This is a genomic window from Laceyella sacchari (assembly GCF_004343255.1).
Classification (GTDB): Bacteria; Bacillota; Bacilli; order Thermoactinomycetales; family Thermoactinomycetaceae; genus Laceyella; species Laceyella sacchari.
In genome coordinates, this window is record NZ_SMDD01000001.1 from 1,247,255 (window position 1) to 1,261,395 (window position 14,141).

Genomic DNA, 14,141 nt, shown 5'->3' on the forward strand with positions numbered 1-14,141 from the left:
TTTTTTGTTATAGCGCACCAGCGTAGGTGTCCGGATCGATTCCGGCCATGATCATAGCCTTTCTTGCCAAATCTTTTGTTTCCTGATGGCGTTTTTCTCTTTCTGTCGCTTCTGCTTCTGCCACTTTTTTCGCTTCTTCTGCCGCGATATGATTTCCAATCACAATTTGAATTACACTGACAGGTGAAGTAGCTTGCTTATGACGCTGATATGCTTCTTTAAGCCCATTCATCAGAATTTCATGGCCGATCCCTTTCCCACGTGCATCCAAGTATCTTTTTTTTGTTGCTTGAGCTGACTGAACGTTCATTTTGTTTTGTAAAGCATAATTTAAAAATTCGGTTGCTTCTTGTTCAACTTTTTTATCAAACAAACAATCCCCGTTTGTTTGTTTGTTTTTAAATTTGTTTTTAGAGTTTGTTTTTAGAGATTGCGAATCCCGTTGGCCCTCTTGATTTGCGACCTTGTCAACCTCTCCCGTTTCGGGAGGGGGTACCTCTCCCGTTTCGGGAGGGGGTACCTCTCCCGTTTCGGGAGGGGGGAACATTTGTTCCTCTCCCGTTTCGGGAGGGGGGAACATTTGTTCCTCTCCCGTTTCGGGAGGGGTGGGCAAGAGTTTATGTTTTTCAAGGAGTTTGTTGATGCCGGCAAGATTCAAATATTCGAGATCGGTGATGGCAAAGCATCCTTTTTTCAATCCTTGAACGATGCATTGGTTCAGTGGATCGTTTAAAAATATGTAACGTTCCTGTTTACCGTTTTCGCCTTGCTCGAAGGTGAGAACCCATCCGTTTTTTTCGCATCCATTGATTGTTTCGGTTACACGTGTGTTAGAGATGCCTGCTTTTTTGATCAAAGTGCTACGAGAAACCGCTGCCCACTTTGCCTCTCTGTTGTATCCGATCGTTTGTCTGATAAGATAACCGACCAGTCGAATTTGGTTCGCTGTTCCTTCTTTCACGATTATGTCGAAGAATACGTTTGGCGTGCGTGTGAAGCGGTCCCTGTAACTCGGAAAAAACGCCATATAAAAAATCCCCTTCCCATTTTGCGATCCCGCAACCACAAACAAGAAAGAGGATTTTGCCCGAGAACTCCTGTAATGCGCCTATAATCGACACGATTGGTTTATTGACCAACGTGACCAAAATAGGTACACTGAAGGTGTTGATAGTATTTCTCGAGCGACCTATCTTGCTTGGCGGCGGGTAGGTCGCTTTTTGTTTTTTATTTTTACTTTCAATTAATTCGATGTATTTGGATATTAGCTTACCATAGATTTGGACAAGATGTACGTCAACTTTTGACTAACATTTGCTTTAAATTTGCTTCTTCAATTATGCATCAAAAATGCTCCAAAAAGGTCCGTATTTTGTCCGCAATTAGTCCGCCTTTTAAATCAACTCCATTCAAGGCCATGTGGGGAAATCCTACATGGTTTTTTATTTGTCTTCAAACAGACTTTCGATTGAAGGAAGTTCTAAGGCTTCTTTTATTGCGAAAAGGTAGTCAACGCTATAAGTGGAGGCATCACGGCAATATCTCGATATAACGCTTTGTGAAACCCCTGATTCCTCTGCCAATTTCATTTGGGACCAGTTTCTTTCTTTAAGAATTCGGGCCAATATGCATTTCTTTTTCTTAACCACTTTGACTTCCTCCTATTAGGTGTCAGACTTAGTATAACTCACCAAAGATAATTAATCAATACGTATTGACTACCCGTTAATGGGTAAGTTATAATGACTATAAATGAATGAAAGGAGCTGATCACTTGAATAAAAAGGCTGAATCAACTGAAAAACCGCGCAACAAAGACCTGTTGCCAACCATCGACCACAAGGATGAGAAAGATCAACAGGAGGTAACGAAATGAAAAAACAGCTTTGGTATGTGGAGACGACGTTGTATGACGCTTCTGGAGAGATGATTTGTGAGCCTGGTTGTGTAGTAGTTGAGGCTTCTAACCTGAAGGAAGCTACCAAAAAGGCGAAGCGACTTTCTCTTGAGAATTACAAGCAGGCCGCGGACGCTGAGTGGGGCACTGCTGAAGAGGTTGGAACGCCGGAGATTGAAGCACTGAAGGAAATCTTGGGGGATGAGCTGATTTTTGAAGAGGGTTTGTTTGTGGATGAGGAAGGAGGTGATTGTGGTGAAGCGATTCGCAAAGGATGATGACCGGATCATCATGGAGATCGATATGGATGACTGGACCAGTCCTCAGGGACAGCCGAAGCCAAAAAAGTAAAAGGCCCCTCTGATCTTGCACATCAGAGAAGGCCGTTGTGAAAAGTCATTTCAGCGACATTGTATCACAAAATCAGGAGGTTTGACCATGTGGGGCAACGACGATCGTGAAGATGTGAAGTCCCTCGATGGCAAGCGTAAAGAAAAAGAACTTGGCGAAGCCATTGTGGGCTTTTTCTCAGGTGATACATCAAAAGATGAGTTGGAAGAACGGTACCCAGGATTGTTTTGTTGATTACAGAAAGGGCTTCGGTCATTTGGCGGGAGCCCGTTTGCTTTTGAGGTGAGGCAAGATGCAGGAGGCATGGAAGTGGATTCAAGGTTATGAAGGCTTTTATAAAGTCAGTAATCTTGGCCAGGTAAACTCGGTTCATCGTGTCTTCCGTGATCGCCGTGGGATTCGCCGAGTGAACCAAGAGCGGATCCTCAAACCATTTTTTCGCGGCGGCCGGCTGATCGTAACTTTGAGGAAGGGCGGCTATGTGAATACCTATCCGGTGAAGCACCTGGTTGCCCGGGCCTTCCTGATCAATCCGTGGGGATATGAGTGTGTCCAGCATAAAGATGGGAACCCCCTCAATTGCGCAGCGGCCAATCTTGAGTGGGTGGCAAGGGAAGACACTTACCCAGTCTCGGTGGTTGTAAAGCGGGAGCTGGCAACCCTCACGCCACAGGATATCACCGACATTCGGTTGATGTACAGGAAGGGTAGCCAAGAGTATGGCATTAAGGGGTTGGCGCAGCTGTTTGGTGTTTCAAAACAGACCATTAAGAAGATCGTTTCTTTTGAGATATAGGTGGTGATGTTCATGAATTTACTTAAAGGAATTGCCAAAGGTGTTGTCAGAGTGGGACGTGATCTCTTCGTTGATCCAGACGTTCAAGACAGTTATGACGAAGAGTATGATGACTATGATGAGTACGCAGAAGAAGAGGATTTTAAAAATGATATTGTCCGAGATGATGGAGTGGTTCTGTCAATAGATATGGAGAAATTGAACCAGAAAACCGAGCATGATCTTTTCCTTTCTGATGAAATAGATTGTCCGAAGTGTAGTAGCTGTGGAAAGACAGTTCCTTTGCCGGTCTATATTTGGCATGATCGCATGTATTGCCGGCGATGTGTATCTCAGCGGGAGATCATGCTTTCTGAGTTAGATCCATCTATTCGAAAAAACATAGAGCAGATCGGGATCATTGTCCTCAAAGATGGAACAAAGATTTTTGTCTTATGGGATGAAGAGGATGTGGTCAAAAAGTTGGAGAGATATCGCAAGAAGAGAAGGTATTGTCCGTTCGAGGATGTGGAAGTGGGTAAGGTTTATGTATATCCAGAGGATGTGAAAAAAGTGCTTCAACCGATGCAGCTTTATCACCAGAAATGGACCGGCCCGGTTCGTCCAGAAAGGGAAAATGATGATGATTGATTCCCATCATAGGAGGGGTTCGTATGGAAATTGGCATTTATGGCGGCGCGATGTATGCCACGGTTGCAGTGGATCAGATCGAGAGAAAAGAGATTCAACTGGGAGATGGCATCTTGGTGCCTAGCGAGTTCGTGAAACAGTTGGGAGAAAAGAAACGTTCCAGTTTCGAGATGCAGGATGGGTTCTATCTGAGGTTCGAGGGAATTGCTCATGACGAATATGGGAATGAGGTTTTGCTGTTTGGCGTGAATCGGTTCAGCAACTGCAACTGGTACTACGCTTTCCACTATATCGATAACGAGACACTATTGGTGGCCAGTGGCGGTGGAGTTTGGGATGTGCGTGTAAAGCGATTGGTCAAGTTTAGCGAATTGCCGGCCGATGCAGTTGAAGAAATGGCTGAGCAATTAAGTTTCTTTTAGTGGCCGTTTTATAAGTCAGACTTAAAATTCTTTATCAAGGAGAGAGGAGAAGAACATGCTTTAACCTCTCTCCTTTTCAAAGAAAATGTGTGCCAAATCCCACTTCTGACGTGGAGAAGGCGACAGGGCATACATGAGAGGAGGGAGGCTGAACTCGCAAAACTCGCAAAATCCCCTACTTTCTCCCTACTTTCATACAACCGGTTATTGATATTATGATTTAATGAACACATTTATTTATAAAATAGCCAGGTGATAAATCACAATGAAATATTATGAAGGGCCTTGGAAAGTTTATGATGTTAGTGAGGCATATAAGTCATTTGGAGTTTTTGAAGTAAGGGCATATTCCGATTGGGAAGACGGCGAGAAGGAAATTGCTACTGTGTGGATTAACGATTATGATTTAAATGAAATGCTGGCCAGCCTTCACGCTATATCTAAAGTACCAGAAATGCTATCCCTCTTAGATGCCGCAAAAAGCAGGCTTCAACAGCTAGGAGATCAGGATGTTGTCAAAGAAATCGAAGGTTTGCTAACACTGCTTGAGTGCAATAACAAAATGGATATACATAGGGATGATTCAGAGTGAAGATAAGACAGCGACTTAATGGTCGCTGTTTCTTTGCAGTTTTATTCATCTTTGTTTCAACCCTAAAGATGCAAAGAAAATTTTTTTCGATGAAAAATACCCAATAAAATCAAGGGTTCTTGCTCATCATCCATATACCGAAAATAAAAAATGTTTTGACATTAGATTTTGTTTCATGCTAATTTTCTAATCGCAAACAATTTTTCCAAATGGAAGGAGCAATGAAGAATGCCTTGGACATTAAAAAATGGGCAGACTCGATACACAGCGGAGGAGGTGAAAGAATCTGGTAAACCTTATGTTGGAGTGTACAAACATTACAATGGATATCAACGAATTGATGGTTATGTCACATGGGATGAATGTGAGCGTTATGGCTTTCGATTGCCAACGGAGCAAGAAGAGCCTGTTCAGTTCCGGTTCATAGGAAACCGCCGGAACTATTACTGTGGTGAGTACGATCGGCGGGAAGAGATGGCTACTTATCTTTTGTCAAAAGAAGAAAAGGAGTTTTGGGGAAAGGTCATCAAACCAATGAAGTGGCGAGAGGAAGTCAAGTTCAAATCGTATGCTTCCGAGCCGTGGGAGTGGACCAATCTTCTCCTGTCACCGGACGACTTGATTACTGTGACGTTTAGGGATGTTCAAGAAGAGGATGAGAACGAGTACATTCAAGCCATTTGCCGGTTTCCCGAGTATGATCGTCATGAAAGCAACTGGAGATGGGGAGAGGCAAAACTGGTTTTGGCCAAGAAAAAATCTGTCCGAAAACTATGGACTCGTTTGCTGGATTGCGAGCATTATCAGGAAGTGATCAACCAGTTAGATAAAGAAAGCCCGGTACAGTTGCATGTGGCGACTGACAATCAGATCTATGTCCAAGCCAACTTGGAGTTACCGGTAACAATTGGTCGTTTGCATCCGGCCATTAGCAAAAGGCTAATTTCATTGATACAAGCAGGTAGGAAAGTGGTAGCAAAGATTACTGAGCTTATAGATGAATGGGAAGGGAAACGGGAACTTGGAAGAGACAGCGTGGTTCGATGGACAGGCATTAAGATCATTATCTTCTTTGAGGAGAGTGGACAAAATGAAAATGCATAACCGGTATCAAGTGACGATTGAGGGAAAAACGGAGTTGGTTGAAGAGTTTGCCCGGCTGCACCAAGAGCGATTGGCCAAGTTGTATCCAGAACAAGTCTTGGACTGTCAGCCAGGCAAAATCGAAATTCAGATGGTCAAAGGGAAAACATTGCAGGAAGAGGATACCCGGGTGGCCGGCGTGCCGTATGAAAATCGGCAGGAGCTCGTTGCCAAGATGACAACCGAGACTCCGTTGCGGCTAGTCCGCGAACCTGATAACATCTATGATGAAAACGCAATTGCCGTTCATGCACTGATTGAAGATCAATGGTGTCAGATTGGCTACCTTCACCGCTGGCAAGCTTTCAGATTGGCCCCATTATTGGATAGGGGAGAACAGATTGACATCAAAATCCGAAGCATTGAAAAAGAGTCTGTCGAAGATTGGAACGGGGATGTGCTGCATGAATGGATGGGCGTGAAGATCAAACTCTCATATCTGTGGGACATCTCATTGTATGATGTGTTAAAGGGCGAAAACGAAGGCCAAGCGGGATAAGGTCCCGCGTGTCACCAGCTTATCTGGTGGCACAACGGCGTGACATCAGAACCTAACTTTGTTGATATTATAATCAAAGAGGAGATTATATTATGAATCGTGATTTGCGAAAGCCGGTTGCAATCATAAAAAAAGCGATGCAAGCTGGCGATAACCAAGGGGATTTAAAATATGTGATTGCCGAAAGCTTAAAGGATTTGCTTGAAGATCAGCAGTGGTTGCACGGATCCGATGTAAGGATTTTTGAAGAGTTTTGCCAGGCGTATTTGGGTTGTCGTGTAAAGGATCTGTTGCAAATCTGCCGGCATGATACATATGTGGTCAGCTTGATCAATGAAGCGTTGAAGATCAACCATCAGGGAATTCGCCGTGTAAAAGCCAAGGAGTTTGTTGATCGGCCATCCGGTACGTCCAAAGAGCAAGCGTTGCGCCGGCTGAAAAAGGATAGGCCGGAGCTATATGAAAAAGTGGTCAAAGGACAGTTGAGTGCGCATGAGGCGATGGTAAAAGCGGGCTTTCGGAAACCCTACAAATCAGTCCGACCAGAAGTCAATCATGTGGCCATTTTTCTTCATGAGCACTTTAACGATGATCAATTGAGAGAAATCATCCATCAGGTGTTTGCGTTGCGGCAAGGGCATACATCAGTTAAGGCATTGCGTGAAGGCGAAAAGATCAATCTGTTTGCAGAAGTAGACAAATCATCCATGGAAAGCGAGATTCGGATCATGGCAGAAAAGTCAGTGACCAAAGAACTGGGCCCGTTTCTACAAATGGTACTACAGCTATATCAGAAACATGAGAAACCATATAAAAATCGCGGCAATCACGACAACAGACAACGTTTCTATTATCGTTTGCTGTAAGCCAGGTGCAATTGCACGTGGTTTTTTTGTTGTTATTTTTTCATCCATCTTTGTTGATATTATCATCAATGAGAGATGAGCAATTAAAGTGCAAATAAAATCCTCCCGACCCTGGATGATCGAGAGGAACGAAATTGCGCGCTTAGTTATTTTTTCGATAAATGATACACTCAATGCCGCGTCCAGACGGAATAAAATGTACTTCCCCATCTGTTAGTTCCACTATCACACTACCACCAACACCGCGCTTGACTTGTTGCCCCTTTTTTTCCTCTTCAGCTGCGATCCGATTGAGCTCACTTGGGATAGTAACAACATCGAAAATCCGGCGGAACAAGTATTCTTCGATTTTTGTCATCATATTTGCTCTTCCTCCCACTCTTTTTTTAGTGCGGCGCAGATATTTTTTATGATTTGAAAAAGAGTGACTTTTGTTGTCATCTTTGCTCTTCTCCTCTCAGCAAGTATAATTAGGAGATAGTACGTTTTCTCAAACTCTGTTTGACTTTGCCCCCGGTTGCCTGCCGGGGGTTCTTTCGTTCGGCTCTAACCAGGTTGTCTGCAGACTATATTTGATCATTCTGATCTATTCCAACCATCTTTTCAATTTCTTTTCTAATTTCTGCTGATAGACGAGATAATTGATCATAGAGATTTCGATATTCATCTAATAGTGGAATAATTTTTTCAAGTGATTCAAGATGAATTGGAGAGTGATACCCTTCTATTCTAAGCTGTTTGTGAATCAGTTCAACTTCTTTTGAAAATTTTTTGCTATTAAGCGGGGAAAATCCGCGTTTTGACGGCGGAACCCCTATTAGGTGGTTCGAGTATTTCAACAAAGAATTTTCTCAAGTTTACTGGGCTCGCAGGGTTTCCTGACCTTACATAGTTGTCTGTATAAACTTTAAACCTCATTCGATTTTTTTCTTCTTCAGAAATAGGATTGAATTTACGGTAATAACTTTCGTAGCTCTTCATACGCCAATAATCCGTGTTGTATCCCTTTTCTGAGTCAAATACATCGAATAGGTAAGCATAGTATCCTTCTCGATCATCCAACTGGTCTACTGTGCATTCTTCCAGGACTTCATAAGCAAAGCTTTCTTTTCCGTGTTTCTCCAAGTCCTCTTTCATTTTTTTGTAGGTATCTGAATATGTGTGCTTGGAACGTATATTTGTGAAGTGTTGTTTAATTCTTTCCTCAATGTTCTTACTCTGCCCCACATAACTTCTGCCAGTTACTTTGTTGTAAAAACGATAGATGCCCACTGTCATTGATGCCTTACTCCCTCGTTTTTCCTTTCTCTTCCTCCAATCGTTTCTTCAGTTGCTCTTTACCTAATGCGAGCAATAGCGAAAAAAATTCACTTTGGCTCATGCCTTGGCGTCGTGCAACAGTAAATTCCTCGATGAAATGATCGATTTCATCCCATTCGGATGGAGTTAGATCAATAAAGCTACGCTCTTTATTGCCACGCCGTTGGCGCTTACGTTCCACAAATTCACCCCCTTTAATTACATCATATCTTAATTATGGTATACCATGGATACCATGTCAACCTTTTTTTCAGAAGAGTTAAAAAGAAAATAAAGAGACACCCCACAACGGGGGCCAGCGGTTTATGTAATCAAACGTATAACTGCTCTATAAACTCCTCTTGAGATATAATCAAATCATATTGTTTATGTCCTAATTTATCAAAAGCCTTTATAAGATAATTTACATATCGGGAGACTTTCCTTACAAACGGCACATTGAATTATCGTTTTGTCTTTGTTGAATTGGGAAGGCTTGATGATTGTGACGAAATCAGTTTTCTCCATTTTTTCTGTTCTCCTTTTGGAGTTCACGATATAGAGCGGCGCGGCTAACTTTGGTGATTTCGCAGATCTCCCGGATCGTGAGGCCGTTCTGGTCGCGTTCTTTGGCCAATTTGAGGGCGTGCTGCATCCCCTTGTGCTTGTCGGTGTAAGTCCGTGGACGACCTTTGTATACTCCACGCTTTTTGGCCAGTTCGATCCCGGCGCGTTGTCGCTCTTTCAGGCGTTTGACTTCAAATTCAGCAACAGCGGCGAAAATCCGGAAGATCAATTCACCGGCAGGGGTGGAGGTGTCGACGTTCATGTCCAACATGACCACATCGACCTGCTTGGCTTTGAGCTCTTCCATCAGCTTCAGGGCATCTAGAAGGTTGCGGGCGAAACGGTCAAGCTTGGTAAAAACAATTTTGTCACCAGGTTGGGCGTCATCGATCAACTGGCGAAGAACTTTCCGCTCATCCAATTTGGTGCCTGTCACCTTTTCCTGATAGATCTTGTCAACACCGTATCGCTGCAACTCCAGGATCTGAGCTTCGAGCTCTTGGTCTACCGTGGAGACGCGAGCGTATCCATAGATCACGCAAAACCACCTCCTATTTTGGGATATGTATTTGGGACACTCTCAACACTGATTGTACCGCGTTTTAAAAAGTGTCTCAAGTGGGTCTACCCAATTGAGATAAAAAACAATTTGACGTTCCTGCTGAACAATCTGTAAAAGCAGATCGTTTCGATATTAAATTACATCATCCTTACGTTGGGGAAGCGAAAACAGGTGATCTTGCTGGTGTCTATGGTTACGACATCAAATATAAAGGGATTAGTTATGAGCTGGCCTAACTTTTATAATGAGTTGAAACGATTTATCAAAACGTCAAAATTGATCTAAATGACGGTTTATGTGGATGATGGAAGTCCCTGTCTTGTTCAATTAATAGACATGAAAACAGGAACCTGATGAGGTGGCATAAGTATATGACCAGCTCATAATATAAAAAACTCCTCCGATAAAATCGAAGGAGTTTTTTGTGTTATGGATTATTGGCAGGGCGGCGTATCCTGCATCTCTGGTGACTTGCCATAAGGATCAACGTGCTGGCAAGCGCGTGGGGAACCTTTCCCACCTCAATAATCCATATTATAGATTACGCCGAAACGGCATTTTATAGTCCGTTTAGGAAACATTAAACAAGTTGTTCCCTTTGTACTCCGTAATCCCATTATAGGGTAAAAAGCAGATTGTTACAACTGGTTAAACGGAATTAGTCGGCCTGACTTTAAACGTTTTTGCACTTTGATCATACCGTTGTTCAAATCATAAAGGGTAGAAACATACAGATAACCGGATGGATCCAATTTTACAGCCAATAATAAATGTTCCGAAACTAATTTGATTAATTCAACCGATGTTGAAGGTTCTCTTGGGTTTTGTCCTACATAATCAGGAGACTCAATGATGTCTGGGATTAGCTCATAGTATTGTTCAAAGATTCCAGGATGTCGCTTTTTTATGTGTTTAATTGCACCAGGGAAAATTTTTACTTCGGCCGATGGACATTGAATATTAAAGTGATCCAATATTTTTTGCGGGAGTATTCCGATGATTTGTGTTTTTTTAGAGTTGGGATTTACGGTAAATTTAGATGTAGACATGTTTACCGCTCTTTTCTTTATTTAGATGTAATTAGTATAACATGGAGTTATTGGAAGTGGGCAAAAATAAGAAAGTATCAATAAATTTCGTTAAAGCTGATCTGAGTATACGGAGCCTTGATTTTTTGGGCAAGGACAAAGGTTAAAATACAGGAAGTTCCAATACCAAAACAAAATTCGGAACAATAAAAAATGACTTGGAGTTCCCATTTGGACTCAAGTCATTTTCCATTTACTGGAGAGATGGCACCAAAATCGGTCTTCGCTCCCTCTACCCCTTATTGGTTGACATAGCGTTCACGGTATTCATGCTCCAGTATGCTCATGATGATAGAATCGTGATATTGATGATTGTAAAATAACGCCTCGCGTTGCACCCCTTCTTTTTTGAATCCCAATTTCTCATACAAGTGAATGGCCCGTGCATTGAACGCAAAGACATTTAATTCAATCCGATGCAAATTCAGGACACCAAAAGCATAGTCCAACATAAGTTTCATTGCTTCCGTGCCATACCCTTTTCCTTGATGTGTGTGGTTTTGGATGGCGATGCGGATATAACAACTACGGTTGATCGGACAGATCTCTAACAACTGGATGTCCCCAATCACCTCATCACTTTCAGTTAGGGCAATCAACAGAAGCACCCCGGATGAGTCTTGATTCTTGGCTTCGATATATTGTCGTACTTGTTCCAAGGTAAAGCTTTTTTGCGTGCCGGTGAGCCGCCTTGTTTCTGAATCAAACAAAAAGCGATGGTACAACTCGGCATCTTCAACACTGACCGGACGCAGATAGACTTGCTTTCCTTCCAGAAAACGGATAGGTATGTGCATGGGAATCTTCCTCCTTTAACGATATTCACTATACAGAATCATCATCTTTTTGGAAATGTTTTCGTTGTAAATGGAAGCGTAGGCATTGTGATAGATGACTTCAAAGCTTCTTAGAAGGCGCTTCCTTTTCACAAGCGACAAGGATAGAATAGTCATTTGTTTATCGCCATTGCCTTATTTTCATGTGGAAATTGAGGAAGTATAGCAAATAGAGAAATCCTAAACGGTGATTTGCGTTTTTTGATACAATCTTACTTGCACTATAAGATTTGAATCAACAAAATCTATCGATCCCGGTCTCGCTTTTATCATGATCGAAAGGATGTAAAGTATGAGCGAATCTCATCAGGAGTATATCGTCATCTCGGGTGCCAGGGAAAACAATCTCAAAAACGTATCCTTGCGCATTCCTAAGCGAAAAATCACTATTTTTACCGGTGTGTCCGGTTCCGGCAAATCGTCCATTGTTTTTGATACCATCGCCGCTGAATCCCAACGCCTGCTGAACGAAAACTTCAGTATGTTCGTCCGTACCTTTCTGCCGCGGGTTCCGCAACCGGATGCAGACGCAATCGAGAATCTGAGCATGGCTGTGATTGTGGATCAGAAGCGGCTGGGTGGCGGTTCTCATTCCACTGTTGGTACGATTACGGATATTTCTCCCATTCTCCGTCTGCTTTTCTCCCGAGTGGGACAACCTTATATTGGACAACCGCACATGTTCTCGTTTAACGATCCTCAAGGCATGTGTCCCGAGTGCAATGGGATCGGTCGCAAACTGAGCGTTGATATGAGTAAAGCGCTGGACATGTCAAAATCACTGAATGAAGGGGCGATTTTGCTACCGGACTATTCAGTGAACAGCTGGGAATGGAATATCATCGCACAGACGGGAGAATTTGATCTCGACAAGAAGCTGAGCGATTATTCGGATGAAGAATTGGAGCGCTTGCTATACGCCAAAGCAAGAAAAGTAAAAATGGATTTTGCAGGCAAGGCGACTAATATTACAGTGGAAGGTGTCATTGAAAAGTTCACCAACAAATACATTAAGCAAGATGTGAAAACCAAATCCGAGCGTACACAAAAAGCTGTGGCGCCTTTTATTACTGAGGGGATCTGTCCCAGTTGCCATGGCGCGAGACTCAGTCAAGCCGCTCTCAGTTGCAAGATCAACGGTCTCAACATTGCGGATTTGTCCGCCATGGAAGTGGGACAGCTCATCCATACCATCCGGGAAATCGACGATCCGGTTGCCGCTCCTATTGTCAAGTCGCTGACGGAACGGTTGCAACATCTGGTGGATATCGGGCTTGACTACTTGACGCTGGATCGCGAGACGGATACATTGTCCGGCGGTGAGTCGCAACGTGTGAAGATGGTGAAACACTTAAGCGGCAGTCTGGTGGATGTCACTTACATTTTTGATGAACCCAGTGTCGGTTTGCACCCCCGTGATGTGCATCGATTAAATGGGTTACTTCAGAAGTTGCGTGACAAGGGCAATACGGTGATTGTTGTTGAGCACGATCCCGATGTGATTAAGGTAGCGGATCATATCGTCGACGTCGGGCCTCATGCCGGTAGTCGCGGTGGCACCATCGTGTATGAAGGGAGTTTCCAAGGTCTGCTGGAGTCCGGCACACTGACAGGAACCTATATGAAACGGCCATTTCAGCTGAAGCACGATTGCAGGCAACCATCCGGTAAGCTGTCCATCAAGGATGCCACACTTCACAACCTGCGGAAGGTGAGTGTAAATATTCCGACCGGAGTGCTGACAGTAGTTACAGGGGTCGCCGGATCAGGCAAGAGCACACTGATTAACAAGGTATTTCTCAGCCAGCATCCGGATGCGATCGTCATCGACCAATCGGCGGTAGGCGTATCGACACGCTCAAACCCCGCAACCTATACAGGCATTATGGATGATGTGCGCAAGGCGTTTGCTTCTGCGAACAAGGTCAGCCCAGGCTTGTTTAGCTTTAACTCTAAGGGAGCTTGTGAGAACTGCAAAGGGTTGGGAGTTGTATATACCGACCTTGCATTCCTCGACAGTGTGAAGTTACCATGCGAAAAATGCGGAGGCAAACGATTTAAGGATGAGGTACTCGCATACAAATTCAACGGCAAATCCATCGCTGAAGTGCTAGAGATGACTGTAGAGCAGGCATTGGAATTCTTTCACCTCAAAGAGGTTGTGCGTAAGCTCCAGACGTTGAGCGATGTGGGGCTGAACTATATTACACTCGGACAACCACTCAGTACGCTCTCGGGTGGGGAATGTCAGCGCATCAAGCTGGCAAGCGAATTGCATAAAAAGGGCAACATCTATGTGATGGACGAGCCGACGACCGGCCTGCACATGTCAGATATCGGTCATCTGTTGGGGATCATGAACCGTCTCGTGGATGCCGGTAATACGGTGATTGTTATCGAACACAACCTCGATGTAATCAGCCAAGCGGACTGGATTATCGATATGGGACCAGACGGAGGCAGCAAAGGGGGACAGGTGGTGTTTGAGGGCACCCCTTCGCAGATAATTCATGCGGAACAGTCGATCACTGGAAAATACTTAAGCAATGCATTAAGTTCATTTTAAGAAAAACAGATGAAAGAGAAGGCAACC

Annotated in this window: 19 protein-coding genes; 11 read left to right on the forward strand and 8 right to left on the reverse strand. The window is 43.6% G+C overall.

What is annotated here, in order from left to right; translation table 11 throughout:
• Nucleotides 1-7: 7 nt before the first annotated feature.
• Together EDC32_RS16300 and EDC32_RS05990 are read right to left on the reverse strand one after the other, a co-directional pair.
• On the reverse strand, nt 8-856 hold the full coding sequence (locus tag EDC32_RS16300) for a proline-rich domain-containing protein (protein ID WP_158283250.1): 849 nt from the start codon (nt 854-856) through the stop codon (nt 8-10).
• Nucleotides 857-1,442: 586 nt separating this feature from the next.
• Entirely contained in the window at nt 1,443-1,649 is a 207-nt protein-coding gene (locus EDC32_RS05990; RefSeq protein WP_132220470.1) for a helix-turn-helix transcriptional regulator, read from the reverse strand.
• Between the two features lie 223 nt (nt 1,650-1,872).
• Between EDC32_RS05990 and EDC32_RS05995 the strand changes: the two genes are divergently transcribed.
• The 9 genes from EDC32_RS05995 to EDC32_RS06030 all read left to right on the forward strand — a co-directional run bounded on the left by EDC32_RS05995 (nt 1,873) and on the right by EDC32_RS06030 (nt 7,196).
• Nucleotides 1,873-2,175, forward strand: coding sequence for a hypothetical protein (locus tag EDC32_RS05995; protein ID WP_132220472.1), 303 nt, complete (start codon nt 1,873-1,875; stop codon nt 2,173-2,175).
• 160 nt (nt 2,176-2,335) lie between these two features.
• Nucleotides 2,336-2,482 carry a hypothetical protein gene (locus EDC32_RS16305; protein ID WP_158283251.1) on the forward strand — a complete coding sequence of 49 codons (147 nt, stop codon included), beginning with the start codon at nt 2,336-2,338 and terminating at the stop codon, nt 2,480-2,482.
• A 58-nt stretch (nt 2,483-2,540) separates the two neighbouring features.
• Nucleotides 2,541-3,044 (forward strand): NUMOD4 domain-containing protein, encoded by a 504-nt coding sequence (locus EDC32_RS06000; RefSeq protein ID WP_132220474.1) that lies wholly within the window; start codon nt 2,541-2,543, stop codon nt 3,042-3,044.
• A gap of 12 nt (nt 3,045-3,056) precedes the next feature.
• Complete coding sequence (locus EDC32_RS06005; RefSeq protein ID WP_132220476.1) at nt 3,057-3,674, forward strand: hypothetical protein; 618 nt, start codon at nt 3,057-3,059, stop codon at nt 3,672-3,674.
• Nucleotides 3,675-3,697: 23 nt separating this feature from the next.
• On the forward strand, nt 3,698-4,096 hold the full coding sequence (locus tag EDC32_RS06010) for a hypothetical protein (protein ID WP_132220478.1): 399 nt from the start codon (nt 3,698-3,700) through the stop codon (nt 4,094-4,096).
• Nucleotides 4,097-4,361: 265 nt separating this feature from the next.
• Nucleotides 4,362-4,688 carry a hypothetical protein gene (locus tag EDC32_RS06015; RefSeq protein ID WP_132220480.1) on the forward strand — a complete coding sequence of 109 codons (327 nt, stop codon included), beginning with the start codon at nt 4,362-4,364 and terminating at the stop codon, nt 4,686-4,688.
• 228 nt (nt 4,689-4,916) lie between these two features.
• Nucleotides 4,917-5,792, forward strand: coding sequence for a hypothetical protein (locus EDC32_RS06020; protein ID WP_132220482.1), 876 nt, complete (start codon nt 4,917-4,919; stop codon nt 5,790-5,792).
• Nucleotides 5,779-6,330: an HIRAN domain-containing protein gene (locus tag EDC32_RS06025; RefSeq protein ID WP_158283252.1), complete on the forward strand. Its 552-nt coding sequence runs from the start codon at nt 5,779-5,781 to the stop codon at nt 6,328-6,330. Before EDC32_RS06020 ends, EDC32_RS06025 begins: the two co-directional genes overlap by 14 nt.
• 92 nt (nt 6,331-6,422) lie before the next feature.
• Nucleotides 6,423-7,196 (forward strand): hypothetical protein, encoded by a 774-nt coding sequence (locus EDC32_RS06030; protein WP_132220486.1) that lies wholly within the window; start codon nt 6,423-6,425, stop codon nt 7,194-7,196.
• A gap of 142 nt (nt 7,197-7,338) precedes the next feature.
• On the opposite strand, the gene EDC32_RS06035 is transcribed toward EDC32_RS06030, so the two are convergent.
• The 4 genes from EDC32_RS06035 to EDC32_RS06050 form a co-directional block, all read right to left on the reverse strand.
• Nucleotides 7,339-7,557: a hypothetical protein gene (locus EDC32_RS06035; RefSeq protein ID WP_132220488.1), complete on the reverse strand. Its 219-nt coding sequence runs from the start codon at nt 7,555-7,557 to the stop codon at nt 7,339-7,341.
• A gap of 416 nt (nt 7,558-7,973) precedes the next feature.
• The gene (locus EDC32_RS06040) at nt 7,974-8,474 is read right to left on the reverse strand and encodes a GIY-YIG nuclease family protein (RefSeq protein ID WP_132220490.1); all 501 of its coding nucleotides are present in this window, start codon (nt 8,472-8,474) and stop codon (nt 7,974-7,976) included.
• A gap of 7 nt (nt 8,475-8,481) precedes the next feature.
• Nucleotides 8,482-8,697: a hypothetical protein gene (locus EDC32_RS06045; RefSeq protein ID WP_132220492.1), complete on the reverse strand. Its 216-nt coding sequence runs from the start codon at nt 8,695-8,697 to the stop codon at nt 8,482-8,484.
• 312 nt (nt 8,698-9,009) lie between these two features.
• Nucleotides 9,010-9,600 carry a recombinase family protein gene (locus EDC32_RS06050; RefSeq protein WP_132220494.1) on the reverse strand — a complete coding sequence of 197 codons (591 nt, stop codon included), beginning with the start codon at nt 9,598-9,600 and terminating at the stop codon, nt 9,010-9,012.
• Between the two features lie 155 nt (nt 9,601-9,755).
• Here EDC32_RS06050 and EDC32_RS06055 point away from each other — a divergent pair, with 155 nt between their 5' ends.
• A complete protein-coding gene (locus tag EDC32_RS06055; RefSeq protein ID WP_132220999.1) occupies nt 9,756-9,860 on the forward strand; it encodes a type II toxin-antitoxin system RelE/ParE family toxin in 105 nt (34 codons plus the stop codon).
• A 402-nt stretch (nt 9,861-10,262) separates the two neighbouring features.
• Here EDC32_RS06055 and EDC32_RS06060 read toward each other — a convergent pair whose 3' ends face one another.
• A complete protein-coding gene (locus EDC32_RS06060; RefSeq protein WP_132220496.1) occupies nt 10,263-10,673 on the reverse strand; it encodes a PBECR3 domain-containing polyvalent protein in 411 nt (136 codons plus the stop codon).
• 278 nt (nt 10,674-10,951) lie between these two features.
• Nucleotides 10,952-11,509 (reverse strand): GNAT family N-acetyltransferase, encoded by a 558-nt coding sequence (locus EDC32_RS06065; RefSeq protein ID WP_132220498.1) that lies wholly within the window; start codon nt 11,507-11,509, stop codon nt 10,952-10,954.
• A 331-nt stretch (nt 11,510-11,840) separates the two neighbouring features.
• On the opposite strand from EDC32_RS06065, the gene EDC32_RS06070 reads away from it, so the two are divergent.
• Nucleotides 11,841-14,114, forward strand: a complete 2,274-nt coding sequence (locus tag EDC32_RS06070) for an ATP-binding cassette domain-containing protein (RefSeq protein ID WP_132220500.1) — start codon at nt 11,841-11,843, stop codon at nt 14,112-14,114.
• Nucleotides 14,115-14,141 lie beyond the last annotated feature (27 nt).

Excerpts from the sequence above, each read along its gene's own strand:
- EDC32_RS16305 (WP_158283251.1), top strand. The coding sequence starts at position 2,336 with ATGTGGGGCAACGACGATCGTGAAGATGTGAAGTCCCTCGATGGCAAG.
- EDC32_RS06025 (WP_158283252.1), top strand. The coding sequence starts at position 5,779 with ATGAAAATGCATAACCGGTATCAAGTGACGATTGAGGGAAAAACGGAG.
- EDC32_RS06040 (WP_132220490.1), bottom strand. The coding sequence starts at position 8,474 with ATGACAGTGGGCATCTATCGTTTTTACAACAAAGTAACTGGCAGAAGT.
- EDC32_RS06035 (WP_132220488.1), bottom strand. The coding sequence starts at position 7,557 with ATGATGACAAAAATCGAAGAATACTTGTTCCGCCGGATTTTCGATGTT.
- EDC32_RS06030 (WP_132220486.1), top strand. The coding sequence starts at position 6,423 with ATGAATCGTGATTTGCGAAAGCCGGTTGCAATCATAAAAAAAGCGATG.
- EDC32_RS06070 (WP_132220500.1), top strand. The coding sequence starts at position 11,841 with ATGAGCGAATCTCATCAGGAGTATATCGTCATCTCGGGTGCCAGGGAA.
- EDC32_RS06060 (WP_132220496.1), bottom strand. The coding sequence starts at position 10,673 with ATGTCTACATCTAAATTTACCGTAAATCCCAACTCTAAAAAAACACAA.
- EDC32_RS06000 (WP_132220474.1), top strand. The coding sequence starts at position 2,541 with ATGCAGGAGGCATGGAAGTGGATTCAAGGTTATGAAGGCTTTTATAAA.
- EDC32_RS06010 (WP_132220478.1), top strand. The coding sequence starts at position 3,698 with ATGGAAATTGGCATTTATGGCGGCGCGATGTATGCCACGGTTGCAGTG.
- EDC32_RS06065 (WP_132220498.1), bottom strand. The coding sequence starts at position 11,509 with ATGCACATACCTATCCGTTTTCTGGAAGGAAAGCAAGTCTATCTGCGT.
- EDC32_RS05995 (WP_132220472.1), top strand. The coding sequence starts at position 1,873 with ATGAAAAAACAGCTTTGGTATGTGGAGACGACGTTGTATGACGCTTCT.
- EDC32_RS06005 (WP_132220476.1), top strand. The coding sequence starts at position 3,057 with ATGAATTTACTTAAAGGAATTGCCAAAGGTGTTGTCAGAGTGGGACGT.
- EDC32_RS06020 (WP_132220482.1), top strand. The coding sequence starts at position 4,917 with ATGCCTTGGACATTAAAAAATGGGCAGACTCGATACACAGCGGAGGAG.
- EDC32_RS06015 (WP_132220480.1), top strand. The coding sequence starts at position 4,362 with ATGAAATATTATGAAGGGCCTTGGAAAGTTTATGATGTTAGTGAGGCA.